Here is a 15,727-nt window from a genome sequence, read left to right as displayed (position 1 = left end):
CACCATGGCGCACAAGGCACAGGCTGAAACGCCCGCGGCCGAAGCCGAGCTCTCCGGCGTTCAAACCATCACCTTTGCCAAGGCCCTGACCCTGGCCATGTCCGACGCCATGGCGGCGGATGCCGCAGTGCTGGTCTTCGGCGAGGACGTCGGCACGCTGGGCGGCGTCTTCCGCGTCACCGACGGACTCACCCGGCGCTTTGGCGAGGACCGCTGCTTTGACACGCCGCTGGCCGAATCCGGCATTGTCGGCATGGCCACGGGCATGGCCATCAACGGCATGAAGCCAATCGTGGAGATGCAGTTCGACGCCTTCGCCTACCCCGCCTTTGAACAGATCACCAGCCATGTGGCGAAGATGGGCAACCGCACCCGCGGACGCGTCCGGCTGCCCCTGGTGATCCGCATCCCCTACGCCGGCGGCATCGGCGGGGTGGAGCACCACTGCGACTCCTCCGAGGCCTACTACGTCCACACGCCGGGCCTGACGGTGCTGACGCCGTCGACCGTCACAGACGCCTACATCATGCTGCGCGATGCCATCGCGTCCCCGGACCCCGTGGTGTTCATGGAGCCCAAGAAGCTCTACTTCTCCAAGGACACCGTGGACCTGGACGCCCTCCGTGCACGGTATGCCGCCGGCAGCACGGCGCCGAGCACCATCGGCCGCGCCGCGATTGCCCGCGAAGGCACCGACGCCACCCTGATCGCCTACGGGCCTTCGATGGCCGCAGCGCTTGCCGCCGCCGAGACCGCGGCCGCCGAGGGCCGCTCCCTGCAGGTCATTGACGTCCGTTCCCTGGTCCCGTACGACGACGAGACCATCAGCGCCGCCGTCCGCTCCACCGGGCGGGCCGTGGTCATCGCCGAAGCCCCGGGTTTCGCCTCCATGGCCGCTGAAATCGCGGCCCGCATCCAGGAGCGCTGCTTCCACTCGCTCGCCGCCCCGGTGCTGCGCGTGACCGGTTTTGACATCCCCTACCCGGCGCCGCGGCTGGAGAAGCACTACCTGCCCGGCGTGGACAGGATCCTTGACGCCGTCGACGAACTTCAGTGGGAGGAATCATGAGCATGCAGGTATTCATGCTGCCGGATCTGGGTGAAGGCCTCGTCGAGGCAGAGCTTGTCACTTGGCTGGTGGGGGTGGGCGATGCCGTCCACGTCGACCAGCCAATCGCCGAGGTGGAAACTGCCAAGTCCGTCGTCGAGGTGCCCTCGCCGTTTGAGGGTACCGTTGCCACGCTGCACGGCGCCGAGGGGGACACGCTGGAGGTTGGCAAGCCGCTGATCTCGGTAGCGGCGCCGGCACCGGCTACCGACTCCGGGGCCCCTACCCCTGCCCGCTCCGCGGTGCCCACCACACCCTGGGCAGGGGCCCCGGAGCCTTCCGCCGGTGGGGCCGCCGCGTCCGGCTCTCCCGTCACGGTGCCCACTACGACAGCGGCAGGGGCGTCGACGCCCTCCGAAGGTGCGGGACCCGCGCCCGCGTCCGGCTCGGGCAATGTACTGATCGGCTACGGCACCAGCGGCCACGGCGGACCGGGGCGGACCCGTCCGTCGCGGCACCACCACGTGACGCAGGAATCCGTCATCGCGGCGGCTGAAACTGCTGCTGCGGCTGTTGCCACGGCGCCGCAGCGCCGGGCGCACCTGGTGGTTTCGCCGCTGGTGCGCAAGATGGCGCACGACTCCGGGCTCTCGCTGGCCGATATTCCCGGCACCGGCGCTGACGGGCTGATCCTTCGCCGGGATGTGGAGTCTGCCATGGTTCCAGCCGCTGCCCCGTCTGTTGCCCCGTCTGCCGCGCCCACCGGGAGTGCCGCTGGCCAACGCGCCGCCGGCGCCGTTGATTCCAGGACCGGGCTGCGCGTGCTCTCCCGGACGCCCCTGACCGGCGTGAAGAAGGCCGCGGCGGCCGCGCTGTCCCGCAGCCGACGCGAGATCCCCGAGGCCACTGTCTGGGTGGACGTGGACGCCACGGCACTCGTGGGACTGCGGGCGTCCATGAAGGCCAGGGACGGCTCGGCCCCCAGCCTGCTGGCGTTTGTGGCGCGCTTTGTCACCGCCGGGCTGGCCCGCTTCCCGGCGCTGAACACCCAGCTGGCCAGCGCGGACGGCACGGACACCGTCGTCGAATTTGACGGCATCAACCTGGGCTTCGCCGCGCAAACCGAGCGTGGCCTGATGGTTCCGGTGCTGCGCGGCGCGCAGGGCCGCAGTGCCCGGGAGCTGGACGGAGCCATCCGTGCCGTGACGGGAAAGGCGCGCGAAGGCAAGGCGGGGACTGCGGAGCTGTCCGGCGGCACCTTCACCATCAACAACTACGGCGTGTTTGGCGTGGACGGATCGGCGGCCATCATCAACTACCCGGAAGCCGCCATGCTCGGGATCGGGCGGATCGCGGACAAGCCCTGGGTCGTGGACGGGCAGCTTTGCGTGCGGAAACTGACGGAGCTGACGCTCGCCTTCGACCACCGCGTCTGCGACGGCGCCGTGGCCGCCGGGTTCCTGCGCTTCGTTGCCGACGCCATGGAGAATCCCGCAGCTGCGCTCGCGGACCTCTAGGCTGGGGGCACCACAACCCGGGAGGACACGGATGGAGCCGCAACCGACATGGCAGGATCTTGGCGGAGGCAGCTACGTAATGCGCAGCGGTGCCGCCCGGGCGCTGGTCAACATTGGGCTGGTCGTCGGATCCGAGCGGGCCCTGGTGGTCGACACCGGTTGCGGACCGCGCCACGCCACGGAAATCCTGGCCGCCGTGCGTGCGGTGACCGGGCTGCCGCTGGTGGTGGCCAACACACACGCCCACTGGGACCACTTCTTCGGCAACGCCGTCTTCAGGAACGACGGCGCCGCCGACTTTTGGGCGCACGCCGCCGCCCGGCGGGACATGGCGGGGACGGGGGAGTCGCAGCGGGAGGCCGTGTCCGGCGTCGAACCTGAAATGGCGGCGGCGGAGCGCCCCGGCACGGAACTGGTGTTCCCGACACACCTGGTGCAGCAGGATCCCGTGAAACTGGACCTCGGCGGCGTGGCCGTCTCGCTGTTCAGCCTGGGTCCGGCCCACACCGACGGAGACCTCTTGGTGGGCGCTCCGGGCGTGCTCTTCGCGGGCGACGTCCTGGAGGAAGGTGCGGAACCCCAGTTTGAGGAAGCGGACCGCAGCGGGTGGATACGGGTTCTGCGGACCCTGGCCGGAATGGGCCGGCAGTACCCGGTGATGGTGCCCGGGCACGGACGGGTGGTGACTGCGGAATTCGCGGCCCGGATGGCGGACCGGATGGAGAACTCCGGCTAATTCTTCAGGGCCCCGGTTGCAGGCCGTGACGCGGTCTAGAGTTGAGCCAGTGAGCAAAAACGCGAATCCCGGTGACTTTAGCCTCTGGTCCATCGCCATTCCGGCGTTTGGGCCATCCTTGCTGTTTGGGGTGGGGGAGGGCGCCATCATCCCCGTCATCCCGTTGAGCGCCCGGGACATGGGTTCCTCGCTCGCCGGTGCGGCACTTGTGGTGGCCCTGATTGGCATTGGCTCGCTGGTCAGCAACATTCCGGCGTCGGTCATCACCGCCAAGTTTGGCGAACGGCGCGGCATGGTCGGGGCCGCGGCGCTGAGCCTGGCAGCCATGGTGACCTGCGTCTTTTCGCCTAACCTGCTGCTCTTTGGCCTGGGCGTGTTCCTGATTGGCGCGGCCTCCGCCGTGTTCAACCTGGCCCGGCAAAGCTACCTGACCGAGGCCGTCCCGCCGTTCCTGCGGGCCAGGGCCATGTCCATGCTGGGAGGGGTGGGCCGGATCGGCCTGTTCGCGGGCCCGTTCATCGGCGCACTCGTGATCCACCTGGTGGGCCTGCCCGGCGCGTACTGGGTGGCCGCCGCCGCAGCGGCAGCCGCGGGCGCCGTAGCCTGGGGGCTGCCGGACCTTGTCAGTGAAACGGGCCCCGCGCCCGCCGGCCCCGCACCCACCATGAAGTCCCTCATCTCCGCTCACCGCAAAGTGTTCCTGACCGTGGGGATGGGCGTGCTTCCGGTCAGCGCCGTGCGCTCCTCCCGCCAGGTGGTGGTGCCGCTGTGGGCGGACAACCTGGGCCTGAACCCGGCCGTGACGTCAATCATTTACGGGCTCTCCGGGGCCATCGACATGTTGGTGTTTTACCCGGCCGGCAAGGTCATGGACCGCAAGGGGCGCATCTGGGTGGCGGTGCCTTCCATGGTGCTCATGGGCGTTTCACTGCTGCTCATGCCGTTGACCACCGGTGCTGTTTCGCTGCTGCTGGTGGCCCTGCTCATCGGCTTCGGCAACGGCATCGGCTCCGGGCTGATCATGACCATGGGCGCGGACTACTCACCACGCCACGGAAGGGCGCAGTTCCTGGGCATCTGGCGCTTCCTTTCCGATACAGGGGGCTCCAGCGGGCCCGCCATCCTGGCCGGGCTGACCGCCGCCGTGACGCTGTCATTTGGCATTGCCGCGACGGGTCTCCTGGGGCTGGCGGCGGCGGGCGTCCTGGGCTACTGGGTGCCGCGCAACAAGCCCGTTGCGCGGTAGGCCGGTAGCCTGAAGAAAATTGCGACAATACATATGGACACCGCACAAAGGAGACCGCAATGACCGATTCAGTATTTGAGGCCGCGTACCAGGCCGCACGGGAAAGCCTGTCCCAGGGCGGCATTCCCATAGGCGCCGCCCTGGCACGCGGTGGCGAGCTGGTCGCCGTCGGCCATAACGAACGGGTCCAAAACGGCGATCCCATAGCGCACGGGGAAATGTCGGCACTGCGCGCCGCCGGCCGCCAGCGCAGCTATCGGGACACCGTGCTGTACTCCACGCTGGCGCCGTGTGCCATGTGCACCGGGACCATCATCCAGTTCAAAATTCCGCGCGTGGTGGTGGGCGAGGCCCAAACGTTCGCGGGCGAATTTGAGCTCCTGCGCTCGCGGGGTGTCATCGTCGAGGTTCTTGACGACCAGCGGTGCGTGGAGATGATGCGCGCGTTCCAGCGCGAACACCCGCAACTCTGGGCAGAGGACATCGCCGAATAGCGCGGGGACCAGGTACCCGGCCGGTGCCGGGCCCGCAAAGCTGTTGACGGCACAGGCCGGGCCGCGAATCATGGAACCATGAGCGCACAATTCGAACCGGTCTGGCATGCCCTGCGGGAAAAGGTTGAGTCGGGTTCGGTGCCCGGGATGGTGGCGGGCATCCGGCACGCCGGCACCACGGAATACTTTGCGGCAGGCGTGCGCACGCTGGGAAAACCGGAAAAGATGGGCACGGACACGCCCTTCCGGGTCGCGTCGCTCAGCAAGCCCGTGGCCGGTGCGCTCGCCGCTTCCATGATCGCCGACGGCACGCTGGCACCTGACGATCCCGCGGACGTCTGGCTGCCGGAGCTGGCCTTTCCCCGGGTTCTCACCAGCCCCGACGCCCCATTGGAGAGCACGGTCCCCGCCGTGCACGACATCACCGTCCGCCACTTGCTGACCTTGACCCATGGCCTGGGCGCCATTTTTGGCAGCACGCCGCTGGCGCAGGCCATGAACCAGTCAGGGATCGCACCCAGCGCGATTCCGCCAGCCATGACACACGATGAATTCATGCACCGGGTGGGCCGGCTTCCGCTGGCGCACCAGCCCGGCGCCCGGTGGAGCTACCACACCGGCAGCGACATCCTCTCGGTCCTGCTGGCCCGCGCCGGCCGTGCCCCGCTGCACGAAATACTGGCCGAACGCATCACCGCCCCCCTGGCCATGTTGGGAACCGGCTTCTTTGGGGATCCCGCCGGACTGCCCACTGCCTACCGCCCCGGGCCTGACGGGCTGGAAGTACTGGATGCGCCGGACGGTGTTTTCTCGCGGGAGCCGGCGTTTGAAGGCCTCGGCGGCGGGCTGGTTTCCACGGTCCCGGACTACATGGCCTTTCTGACCGCGCTGTCGCAGGACACCCTGGTGCCAGCGGAACAGCGCCGCCTCATGACCTCGGACCAGCTCACCGCCACGCAGCGTGAAGGCATGGAAGGGATGGCGGGCCCGGGCGTTTCCTGGGGTTGGCAAATCGCCGTCGACACGGACGGCGGGGGGCCCTGGACTGCACCGGGCGGCTACGGCTGGACGGGCGGCATGGGGACGGCGGCCTATGTGAATCCGTCGGCGGATTTCATCGGTGTCCTGTTCACCCAGCGGGCCATGACCGGACCGGATGAAAACTTCAACTACTTCTGGGAGCCCCTGGCCGCGGCGCTCTAGACAACCGTGGCACCGGGGGCAGGCGCCTAACGGGAGGAATGGCGTCGTACCTGATGGGTGAGGAGCAACGTCCCGAGGGCTGTCAGGCCATAGCCGGCCACCACAATCAGTCCCACCCCTCCCAGGAAGAAGCTGATGGTGCTGTTGTGGGCATGGGGTTCCACGGCGCGCAGGACCAGGGCTGTGGAAACGGCGCCGAGGACGGCGATCAACGCCGCCAGGCCCATCCACCACCGGCGCGACGCCCAGTACTGTCCCGAACCGAGCCACACATTCCAGGACCGGCCGGTGCGCAGGACCGGCAAGGCTGCAACGGCGGTCCAAAATGAAACCACGAAGAAGGCGGCAACGACGTCGGCCGGGCGGTGCCACTGGTTGATGAGTGTCGCCGCCCCGGCGATGACGGCGTAGCTGCCGCCCACAAACGCCACCGCCGGACGCCAGCGCGGGGACACCACCAGGAACACGGCGGCCGCCGCACTTGCCGCGATGGTGCTGTGGCCGGACGGAAGCGAGTTCAATGTCAGGGTCTGCACGCCAATGAACGGCCTGTCCGGCAGGCCAAATTTGATCAGCTGGGTGCTCAGGTTGGCGGCGGCCATGGCGGCCAGGGCAATGCCCGCAGCCTTCCACCGGCGCCGGGCGAGCGTGACAAAGAGCACCATGACGAACGCGATGACCACGGACGTGACCGGCAGAAGGTCCAGCACCTGGGAGGCCTGCACCCCGATGAATTGCTGGGCCACCTTCGCCTGCACCAGGGCCGATTCGTCCACAAACTGCCCCGTGGTGCTCTTGACGAAAAACAGGTACGTGGCGACCAGTCCGGCCAGTGACACCACTGCCGCCGTGATGAACGGCAGGGCTGAGATCGGGGTGCGTCCGGACTGGCGGCGTCCCCGGCCCGAACGTGGTGAATGCATACTCATCCTGACTAGGTTCCCACAGATTCATGAAAGGAAGCTGGCCGTGGCGCTAAAGTGATGGCCATGGTTTCCCTTGCTGAACTCCTCGCCGCCGCCCACGTTGTCACCCTCCCCATGCGCGTGAAATTCCGGGGCGTGGTGGAACGCGAAGTGCTGCTGCTGGAGGGGCCGGCCGGGTGGGCCGAGTTCTCGCCGTTTGTGGAGTACGACGACGTCGAATCGGCCAGGTGGCTGGCAGCGGCCTTGGAGGCCGGCTGGGTCGGGTACCCGGCGCCTGTGCGCGACTGGATTCCGGTCAACGCGACGGTTCCTGCGGTGTCCGCCGCCGAGGTGCCCGCCGTCCTGGGTGCGTTTGACGCAGTCCACACCGTGAAGGTCAAGGTCGCCGAAGCGGGGCAGTCCCTGCGTGACGACGCCGCCCGCGTGGCCGCAGTGCGGCATTCGCTGCCCGATGCATCGATCCGGGTGGACGCCAATGGGGGTTGGGATGTGGATCAGGCGGTCCGGGCGCTGACCATGCTCTCCGTGTTTGGGCTGGAATACGCCGAGCAGCCGGTCGCTTCCGTTGCCGAGATGGCCCTGGTGCGGCGCGCGCTGTCCGGCTCCGTGCTCATTGCCGCCGACGAAAGCGTGCGCAAGGCCTCCGACCCTTTGGCCGTGGCCCGCGCCGGCGCCGCCGACCTGCTGGTGGTCAAGGCCGCGCCTCTCGGCGGTGTGCGGGCGGCACTGGAGATCGTGGCGGAGGCCGGACTGCCCGCCGTCGTCAGTTCGGCGCTGGACTCCTCGGTGGGAATCCGGGCCGGGGTGGCCCTGGCCGCGGCATTGCCGGCGCTGCCGTACGCCTGCGGACTCGGGACGGTGTCGCTGATGGCCGGCGACGTTGTTGCCGACAGCCTGGTGGCCGTGTCCGGCGGGATCGCCGTGCGGGATGTCGCGGCGGACCCGGAACTGCTGGCCCGGTTTGCCGCGCCGGCTGAGCGCAGCGACTGGTGGCTCGACCGCGTCCGCCGCTGTTACGCCGTGCTGTAGCCCGCCGGTGGTTCGGGCCTGCAGGGGCCCGGTGCTACCCGGCGGCTGGCCCTTTCAGGCCCATCGCCCCTAGTTTTCCCGCCAGCACCCCGGTCAGAACCGTGTGCCCGTCCGCGGTGAGGTGCACGCGGTCGGCCATTTCTCCTGTGAGCCGGTACCTGGTCAGCCAATCGCCGGCACTGATGAAGGGCAGGCCGTTGCGCCTGGCAAAATCGCCCAGCGTGGCATCCACCTCGCTGCGTCGGCCGCCGGCATTGGCGCTGCCCTTGGCGCCGCCTTTGGCGAGGGTGCCGATGAGCAGGAACTTGGACGTGGGGTAGCTCGCCCGCAAATCCCGGACCAGGCGGGCGGCGTTGGCGCGGATCTGCGCGTCCGGGGCGCCGAGGGCGGCGTCGTTGCCGCCGCCCTGGACCACAACCAGGGCAGGATTGCCGTAGGGGAGCAGTGCCCTGCCGCTTTCGACGGAATCGGGATAGTTGGGCGATTTGGAGGTCCCGGCGACGAAGCCCCTGCCGCCTGCTCCAACGAAGTGCACCTTGTACCCTTGCGCCGTCAGCGCGCGTTCAACCCAGGTGTCCGTGGCCTTGACTCCGGCCGCGCCGCCGGACTGGGAGTCGCCCATGAGCACCGCCGACCGGGTGATCGCTGGGTCAATGATTTCCTTGCGGCCGGAGGCTGGGTTCAGGAACAGGGTTCCGGCCGGCAGTTCCAGGGGGCTTACCGGCGTCGCACGGGTTCCGTGTCCTTGGGCACTGACTCCACGCAGTGCAGGTTTTAGGACCTGGACCGCGACCTGGCTGGGGGTGCTGGTACCGGACGCCGTTGCCTTCGGCATGTTTGCTGGCGCCGCGGTCGCCGGTGTCATGGGGTCGGCCGGGATCTGGCCCGCGGCGTCGACACCGCAGCCTGCCAGCGCCAGCGCCAGCGCCAGGGCGCAGGCCAGGGCGGCTGCCCACCTGCGCAGCTTTCCGCCTCGGGCCATGGGGGTCCTTCGTTATGGTGATGCCGTTAGTGGACACTGTAGCCGTCCAAGCGCAGACGTCGAGCCCGGTGCCTGTTGAGGCCGGGTGGTTAGGCTCGGTGGCCCATCGCCGGCCTGCTGCTCGCAAGTCCCCAGCCACGCCTGCTGAGCGCAGCGACTGGTGGCTCGACCGCTCCCGCCGCTGTTACGCCCAGCGGTTGCCCGCCGCTGGTCGAAGCTGTCGAGGTGCCTAGATTCAACGCTCAGGCAATGGAGGAATAAGCGGCTCAAAACGCGATGATCTGACCGTTGATTGCAGCGGTGGCCGTCAAAACGCGATGATCTGACCGTTCAGTGGCGGCGCCCGCCCGGCTGGCACTTCCAAGGATGGATTCGGTGGCCAACCCGGCCCGGGTGGTTAGATGGTGGCGTGAGTTTACTTAGTTCAATGGATGCTGCCCGGTATGTCGTGGATGCGCTGGAACGTGCGGGGGTGCGGCATATTGTGGTGGCGCCCGGATCCCGCAGTGCGCCCCTGGTATATGCGTTGGCTGAGGCCGAGGCCGACGGCCGCATCACCACCTACGTCCGGATCGACGAGCGCGTGGCCGGGTTCACGGCGCTCGGCCTGGCCCAGGGCTCGCGCGGTCCCGCCGCCGTGCTCACCACCTCCGGCACGGCCGTGGGCAACCTGATGCCGGCCGTCATGGAGGCCAACCACTCCGGCACGCCCCTGCTGGTGCTCTCGGCGGACAGGCCCGAGGAAATGCGCGGCACCGGCGCCAACCAGACCACGGCGCAGCTGGACCTTTTCGGCGAGCATGTCCGCTTCGCCACGGATGTCGCCGCCGGGATCGACCCCATCGGAGCCGTCGCCACCGCGCTCAGCGCCGCGCAGGGCCGGCTTGAAGGAATCCCGGCCGGGCCCGTCCAGGTAAACCTTGCCTTCCGCGACCCGCTGACGCCGGCACTCGACGGTTCCGAGTGGGAACGGCTGATCCCCAGCGGCTCCCACGACTCGCAAGCTGGCCGCGGGTCCCTCGCCGCCGTGGGCCCAGCGGAGACCACAGGATCCCACCAGTTGCGAACACTGGAGGCGGAGCCCGTCATGGTCCGCCCTTCCACGAGCCACCGGACAGTGGTCCTGGCCGGGCACGGCGCCGGACCCGACGCCGAATACTTCGCCCGCATGCTTGGCCTGCCCCTCTTTGCTGAGCCGTCGTCGAACGCCAGGTACGGCCCCAACGCAGTGGGCCCCTACAGACTGCTGCTGGACCGGTTCGGCCCGGCATCCGCCCAGCCGATGGAGCGTGTGGTGGTCTTTGGCCGGCCCACCCTGTCGCGGCCCATGGCCCAGCTCCTGGCCCGCACGGACCTGGAGCGGGCACTTTACCTGCCGCACCCGGTGGCCTGGTTTGAGGCCGGCCGGCGCCCGGAGCTGGTGCTGACGCAATGGGACCAGCTGGTGGGCTTTGCCGGGCATGGGCCGGACGGCTGGCTGGAAGCCTGGCAGGACGCCGCCCGGACCGCAGAACAACTGCTGGACACCGTTCTTGCCGAAACCGCCCGACCCGGAAAACTCAGCGGCCCGGCCGTGGCCCGCCAGGTGTGGGCCCGCCTCCAGCAGGAAGCGGAGCAGGGTCCGGCCGTCAACCTGGTGCTGGGATCATCCAACCCCGTGCGCGACGCTGATCTGGCCGGACACCCGGCACTGACCGGCGCAGCGTACGCGGCGACGGTCTTCGCCAACCGCGGCCTTGCCGGGATTGACGGCACCATTGCCACCGCCACGGGAATCGCGCTGGCGACCGGCGCCTCCACCCGTGTGCTCCTGGGCGACGTCACGTTCCTGCACGACGCCGGAGCCCTCCTGTTGGGCACCGGCGAGCATGAAGCGGACGTCCAGGTCATCGTCCTCAATGACAACGGCGGAGGCATCTTCTCGGTCCTGGAACACGGGGTCCTCGCCACGGCAGCCAACTATGCGGCCGCCGTCGAACGCTTCTTTGGCACGCCGCACGTCGTGGACCTGGCCGCGCTGGCCGCGGCCTACGGCTGGGGCCACACCCTGGCAGGCACGACGGCGGAACTGGCCGCCGCGCTAGCCGCACCGGTGCGCGGGCGCAGCATCGTCGAAGTCACGGCGACCCGGGAAGGCCTGCGCGAACTCCACGCTCAAATCGCCTCCGCGCTCAACGCAAGCTGATCTGAACCCCGACGGCGTGCCAAGCCGGCGGGGGCGTATGAAATTTCACCCGCCCCCGCCAGCTTGGCACGCCACCACCAGCTAGAGCACCCTGCTGAGGAACTCCTGCGTCCTGTGGTGCTGCGGGTTGGCGATGATGTCGCGCGGGTTGCCGGATTCGACCACCACGCCGGCGTCCATGAACGTCAGGGTGTCGCCCACCTCGCGGGCAAAGCCGATCTCGTGGGTGACCACGATCATGGTCATGCCGGACTTGGCCAGGTTCTTCATGACCTCCAGGACATCGCCCACCAGTTCCGGGTCCAGGGCGGAGGTGGGCTCGTCGAAGAGCATCAGCTCCGGTTCCATGGCCAGCGCCCTGGCAATGGCGACCCGCTGCTGCTGGCCGCCGGAGAGCTGGGCCGGGTAGAAGTTGGCACGGTCGCTCAACCCCACCATTTCCAGCAGCTCCAAGGCCTTCAGCTTCGCCGCCGCCTTGGACTGGCGCTTCACCTGGGTGGGTGCCTCAATCACGTTTTGCAGCGCGGTCTTGTGCGGGAACAGGTTGAAGCGCTGGAACACCATGCCGATTTCCCGGCGCTGTGCCGCGATCTGCTTGGTGTTCAAGTCATGCAGCTTGCCGTTGACGTCCCGGAAACCAATCAGGTCGTCGTGGACGTAGATCCGGCCGGCGCTGATGGTCTCCAGCAGGTTGATGCAGCGCAACAGCGTGGACTTGCCGGAGCCGGACGGGCCGATGATGACGGACACCTCGCCCTGCCGGACGGTCATGTCGATGCCCTTGAGCACATGGTGGTCGCCGAAGAGCTTGTGCACGCCCTGAATCTCCACGAGCGGCTTCACCCGGGTGGCTTCGTGCTTGTTGATCGAAGCGGTGTCGGTCATGGCTTGCCGCCTTCCGTGGTTCCGTCGGCCGGGTCGATCGGTTTTGCGTGGGCCGCGGCCACGGCGGCCGTGGCCTTGACCGGTGCCTTCGTGACATTGTCAACGCCCTTGCCGAAGTGTCGTTCAATGTAGAACTGGCCCACCATCAACACCGAGGTGATCACCAGGTACCAGAACGCTGCCACCATGAGCAGCGGGATGGGCAGGAACGTGCGGCTGGCCAGGGCGTTGGTGACGAACGTCAGGTCCAGGGTGAAGGGGACGGCCAGCACCAGCGAGGTGGTCTTCAGCATGCCGATGGTTTCGTTGCCCGTCGGCGGGATGATGACGCGCATGGCCTGGGGCAGGATGATCCGCCACATGACCTTTGAGCGGCGCATGCCCAAGGCCTCGGCGGCCTCCATTTGGCCGTTGTCCACGGATTTGAGCCCGGCCCGGAAGATCTCGGCCAGGTAGGCGGATTCATTCAGGCCCAGGCCGACAATGGCACCCACGGTGGCGTTGATGACCGTGGCCGTGTCCCAGGAAAACAGTTCCGGCCCAAAGGGGACCCCCACAATGATCTTTGGATACAAGGCGCCCACCGAACCCCAGAACAGGAGCTGAGTGTAAACGGGCGTGCCCCGGAAGAACCAGACCCAGACCCAGGAAACATATCGGAACAGCGGGTTGTCCGACTGCCGCATGAAGGCAAGCAGGATGGCCAGGACAATGGCGATGATCATTGATGTGACCGTCAGGATGAGCGTCCAGCCCACGCCCTGGATGACAAGAACGTCAAAAAGGTAGGTCCTGAAAGTCCCCCAATAGAACTTCGGGTTGGTGGTCATGGACTGGATGACCAGGATGAGCACCAGCAGGATGACGGCGGCGCCGACCCACCGCCACGGGTGCCGGACGGGAACTGCGTCAATCAGTTCCAGCTCGGCGCCCGGGCCGTGGGAAGTACGGCGTGAGGCTAGACGGCTCAACGGCTATCCCGCCGTCGGATTCAGGACTGCCTTCGGCAGGGCGCCCTCGACGTTGTTCCACTTGGTCAGGATCTTGGTGTAGGAGCCATCGGTGATGAGCTTGTTCATGACCTTTTCAATGACGCCGGCAAGTTCGGTGTCGGACTTGGCGATGGCAATGCCCTGCTGGGCGGAGTCGTAAACATCGCCCAGGGTTTCCAGCTGGCCGTTGGTCTTGGCCAGGGCATTCTTGATGATGGGCGAGTCGGCGCTCATCGCGTCGATGGTGCCGCCCACCAGCCGCGTGGTGACGTCCGTCTGGTTCTTCAGCGAAACCACGGTGATGGCGGGCTTGCCGGCGGCAACGCACTTGGCCGAACGGTCCTTGACGTCGGGATCTTCCTCAACCGTTCCGGTCTGCACGCCAACCTTCTTGCCGCAAAGGTTGTCCATGGTGATGCCCTTGGGGTTGCCCTTCTGCACCGCCCACAGCACGCCGGCGTTGAAGTAGCTGACAAAGTTCACGGCCTTGGAGCGTTCCGGGTTGATGGTGAAGGAGGAGATGCCCAGGTCATAGACAGTGCCAAGCTTGGGCAGGATGGAGGAGAAGTCCGCCGTGTGGACATCCGCCTTCTTACCCAGGGTGGCCGCAATGGCCTTGGCAATGTCCACGTCGTAGCCGATGGGGGTCTGGCCGTCCTTGTCCAGGAACTCCGCCGGTTCGTAGGAGGTGTCGGAGCCAACGTCAATGGTCGACTTGCTCTTCAAGGCCGCAGGCAGCAGGGCGATGAGGGCGTCGTCCTTGGCGACGGTCGTCGGGTCAAAGGACGCGTCGGCGCCGGCGCTGGCGGTGGACCCGGGAGGGGTGTCCTGCGACGCCGTGGTGCAGCCGGTCAGCGCCAATGCTGCTACGGCGGCCACCGTGGCCAGGCGAACGGTCAGCCTCGATGAAATTTGCATGTTTTACCCTTTATGTCGAACTGGAGCACAGCGATTGAAATCTAGTGTAGCGTCCTGTGATTTGCATCACGGTAAACGATATTTCACTATTGAACAACTTTATCGGGTGCTTTGCAAGGGAGCGCTTTGATGATGCTGTCTGGAATCCCGGACCGCGTCAGGCGTGCAGCCCCAGGGCCTGGAGCATGGGCCGGAACTTGGCCCACGTCTCGGCCAGTTCGGCGTCCGGGTCGGAGGCCTCGACAATGCCGGCGCCGGCGTACAGGCGCACGGAGAGCGGGTCCTCGAGCACCGCTCCGCGAAGGGCGATTCCCCACTCGCCGTTGCCCGCCCCGTCCAGCCAGCCGACCGGCCCGGCGTAGGGTCCCCGGTCCATCCGTTCCAACTCCAGGATTAGTTTTCCGGCACCCTCCCTGGGGGTTCCACACACCGCGGCCGTGGGGTGCAGGGCCTCAACCAGGGCCAGGGAGGTGGGCAGGTGGCCTTCAAAGTCGGCCAGTTCGGCGATGACGTCGGAGGCCAGGTGCCAGACATTGGGCAGTTCCAAAATGAACGGTTCGGCCGGGAAGGACAGGTCCGTGGCGAAGGGTGCCAGCTGCCGGGTCAGGGACCGCACGGCAAAGTCGTGCTCCTGGCGCTGCTTGGCTGAACCGCCCAAGACCGAGGCGGCAAAACCCACCGAACCGGCGGGCTCGTCCTCACGGTCAAGTGTGCCGGCAAGCACCCGTGCCTGGGCCGTGGTTCCGTCCACCTTGATCAACATTTCCGGGGTGGCGCCCACCAGGCCGCGCACCCCGTAGGTCCAGCATTCCCCGTAAAGCCGCACCAATCGTTGCAGGATTGAAACACGGCGGACCGGTTCTTCGAAGCTCGCGAGCACGTCGCGGGCCAAAACCACCTTGTCCAGGCCGCCGCGCCCAATGGCACGGACCCCTTCGGCGACGGACTCCTTCCACTGCTCTTCGGTGAGTGCCCCGGAACGCACGGTCCCCGCCGAGGGGGTGTCCGGCGTCGTGCGTTCGGCTTCGGAGGACAGGACTCCGCGCAACAGGGCGTGCGCGGAGTCCGCCGTGGGGACGGTGCCGTCCAGGGTGTGGTGGGTGAGCCAGGCCGTGCCGTCGCGGAACCCCACCACCAGTTCCGGAATGACCAGCACGGAGGGGTGTGGGCTGGATTTGGAGAAGGCGAAGGAGCCAAACGCGAGGGCCCCGGTGCCGGGGACGCGGATGGGGTCGCGGACCAGGGCCCCGGCCAGCATGTCCTTCCACCATTGCTCGGCGTCGGCGAACCGCTCGGGGCCCGTGCCGGAGAATTGCGCGATCTCGCCGTAGCCCAGCAGGCCCTCGCCGCGGCGCAGCCAGCAAAACGCGTCGGATGCCAGGAGATCGGCCGGGGTGGCGGCGGAATGCCCGCCCAGTGCCGCGGCGTCCAGGGCCGTGGTCAGAGTGCGCAGCGGATGGGTGCCGAGGATTGCAGTCATGATGAGTCAAGATTACTCGTCCGTACGCGGGCGCACGGGCGGCGCGGCGGTGGCCTGCCCCACAACAGCCTTGGGCAATGCGCGGA

General features: G+C 67.9%; 14 protein-coding genes. 8 read left to right on the top strand and 6 right to left on the bottom strand.

Annotated elements, in window-relative coordinates; translation table 11 throughout:
- Positions 1 to 4 precede the first annotated feature (4 nt).
- From CVV68_RS08510 to CVV68_RS08485, 6 genes are all read left to right on the top strand, one after another.
- Positions 5 to 1,069: an alpha-ketoacid dehydrogenase subunit beta gene (locus CVV68_RS08510; protein ID WP_110500654.1), complete on the top strand. Its 1,065-nt coding sequence runs from the start codon at positions 5 to 7 to the stop codon at positions 1,067 to 1,069.
- The gene (locus tag CVV68_RS08505; RefSeq protein WP_110500567.1) at positions 1,066 to 2,565 is read left to right on the top strand and encodes a dihydrolipoamide acetyltransferase family protein; all 1,500 of its coding nucleotides are present in this window, start codon (positions 1,066 to 1,068) and stop codon (positions 2,563 to 2,565) included. Before CVV68_RS08510 ends, CVV68_RS08505 begins: the two co-directional genes overlap by 4 nt.
- Positions 2,566 to 2,596: 31 nt before the next feature.
- The gene (locus CVV68_RS08500; protein ID WP_110500566.1) at positions 2,597 to 3,301 is read left to right on the top strand and encodes an MBL fold metallo-hydrolase; all 705 of its coding nucleotides are present in this window, start codon (positions 2,597 to 2,599) and stop codon (positions 3,299 to 3,301) included.
- A 49-nt stretch (positions 3,302 to 3,350) separates the two neighbouring features.
- Positions 3,351 to 4,547 carry an MFS transporter gene (locus CVV68_RS08495; RefSeq protein WP_110500565.1) on the top strand — a complete coding sequence of 399 codons (1,197 nt, stop codon included), beginning with the start codon at positions 3,351 to 3,353 and terminating at the stop codon, positions 4,545 to 4,547.
- Between the two features lie 59 nt (positions 4,548 to 4,606).
- Positions 4,607 to 5,041 carry a nucleoside deaminase gene (locus tag CVV68_RS08490; RefSeq protein ID WP_110500564.1) on the top strand — a complete coding sequence of 145 codons (435 nt, stop codon included), beginning with the start codon at positions 4,607 to 4,609 and terminating at the stop codon, positions 5,039 to 5,041.
- A gap of 78 nt (positions 5,042 to 5,119) precedes the next feature.
- The gene (locus CVV68_RS08485) at positions 5,120 to 6,244 is read left to right on the top strand and encodes a serine hydrolase domain-containing protein (RefSeq protein ID WP_110500563.1); all 1,125 of its coding nucleotides are present in this window, start codon (positions 5,120 to 5,122) and stop codon (positions 6,242 to 6,244) included.
- Between the two features lie 26 nt (positions 6,245 to 6,270).
- Here the strand turns inward: CVV68_RS08485 and CVV68_RS08480 are convergent, their stop codons facing one another.
- The gene (locus CVV68_RS08480) at positions 6,271 to 7,167 is read right to left on the bottom strand and encodes a phosphatase PAP2 family protein (protein ID WP_170133124.1); all 897 of its coding nucleotides are present in this window, start codon (positions 7,165 to 7,167) and stop codon (positions 6,271 to 6,273) included.
- Between the two features lie 60 nt (positions 7,168 to 7,227).
- Between CVV68_RS08480 and CVV68_RS08475 the strand changes: the two genes are divergently transcribed.
- On the top strand, positions 7,228 to 8,199 hold the full coding sequence (locus tag CVV68_RS08475; protein ID WP_211320762.1) for an o-succinylbenzoate synthase: 972 nt from the start codon (positions 7,228 to 7,230) through the stop codon (positions 8,197 to 8,199).
- Positions 8,200 to 8,233: 34 nt separating this feature from the next.
- On the opposite strand, the gene CVV68_RS08470 is transcribed toward CVV68_RS08475, so the two are convergent.
- Positions 8,234 to 9,181 (bottom strand): SGNH/GDSL hydrolase family protein, encoded by a 948-nt coding sequence (locus CVV68_RS08470; RefSeq protein ID WP_110500560.1) that lies wholly within the window; start codon positions 9,179 to 9,181, stop codon positions 8,234 to 8,236.
- A 427-nt stretch (positions 9,182 to 9,608) separates the two neighbouring features.
- Here CVV68_RS08470 and menD point away from each other — a divergent pair, with 427 nt between their 5' ends.
- Positions 9,609 to 11,366, top strand: coding sequence for a 2-succinyl-5-enolpyruvyl-6-hydroxy-3-cyclohexene-1-carboxylic-acid synthase (menD, locus tag CVV68_RS08465; RefSeq protein WP_110500559.1), 1,758 nt, complete (start codon positions 9,609 to 9,611; stop codon positions 11,364 to 11,366).
- Between the two features lie 81 nt (positions 11,367 to 11,447).
- Here menD and CVV68_RS08460 read toward each other — a convergent pair whose 3' ends face one another.
- From CVV68_RS08460 to CVV68_RS08445, 4 genes are all read right to left on the bottom strand, one after another.
- Positions 11,448 to 12,251 carry an amino acid ABC transporter ATP-binding protein gene (locus CVV68_RS08460; RefSeq protein ID WP_110500558.1) on the bottom strand — a complete coding sequence of 268 codons (804 nt, stop codon included), beginning with the start codon at positions 12,249 to 12,251 and terminating at the stop codon, positions 11,448 to 11,450.
- Positions 12,248 to 13,222: an amino acid ABC transporter permease gene (locus CVV68_RS08455; protein WP_245933423.1), complete on the bottom strand. Its 975-nt coding sequence runs from the start codon at positions 13,220 to 13,222 to the stop codon at positions 12,248 to 12,250. The genes CVV68_RS08460 and CVV68_RS08455 overlap by 4 nt, the downstream gene beginning before the upstream one ends.
- A gap of 3 nt (positions 13,223 to 13,225) precedes the next feature.
- The gene (locus CVV68_RS08450) at positions 13,226 to 14,161 is read right to left on the bottom strand and encodes an ABC transporter substrate-binding protein (RefSeq protein WP_110500557.1); all 936 of its coding nucleotides are present in this window, start codon (positions 14,159 to 14,161) and stop codon (positions 13,226 to 13,228) included.
- Between the two features lie 157 nt (positions 14,162 to 14,318).
- Entirely contained in the window at positions 14,319 to 15,641 is a 1,323-nt protein-coding gene (locus tag CVV68_RS08445) for an isochorismate synthase (protein ID WP_110500556.1), read from the bottom strand.
- Between the last annotated feature and the right edge of the window lie 86 nt (positions 15,642 to 15,727).

Origin of the sequence: Arthrobacter livingstonensis (assembly GCF_003219815.1) — a bacterium.
GTDB classification, from domain to species: domain Bacteria; phylum Actinomycetota; class Actinomycetes; order Actinomycetales; family Micrococcaceae; genus Specibacter; species Specibacter livingstonensis.
The sequence above is the reverse complement of the archived record's forward strand: the minus strand, read 5'-3'. Positions and strand labels throughout refer to the sequence as shown.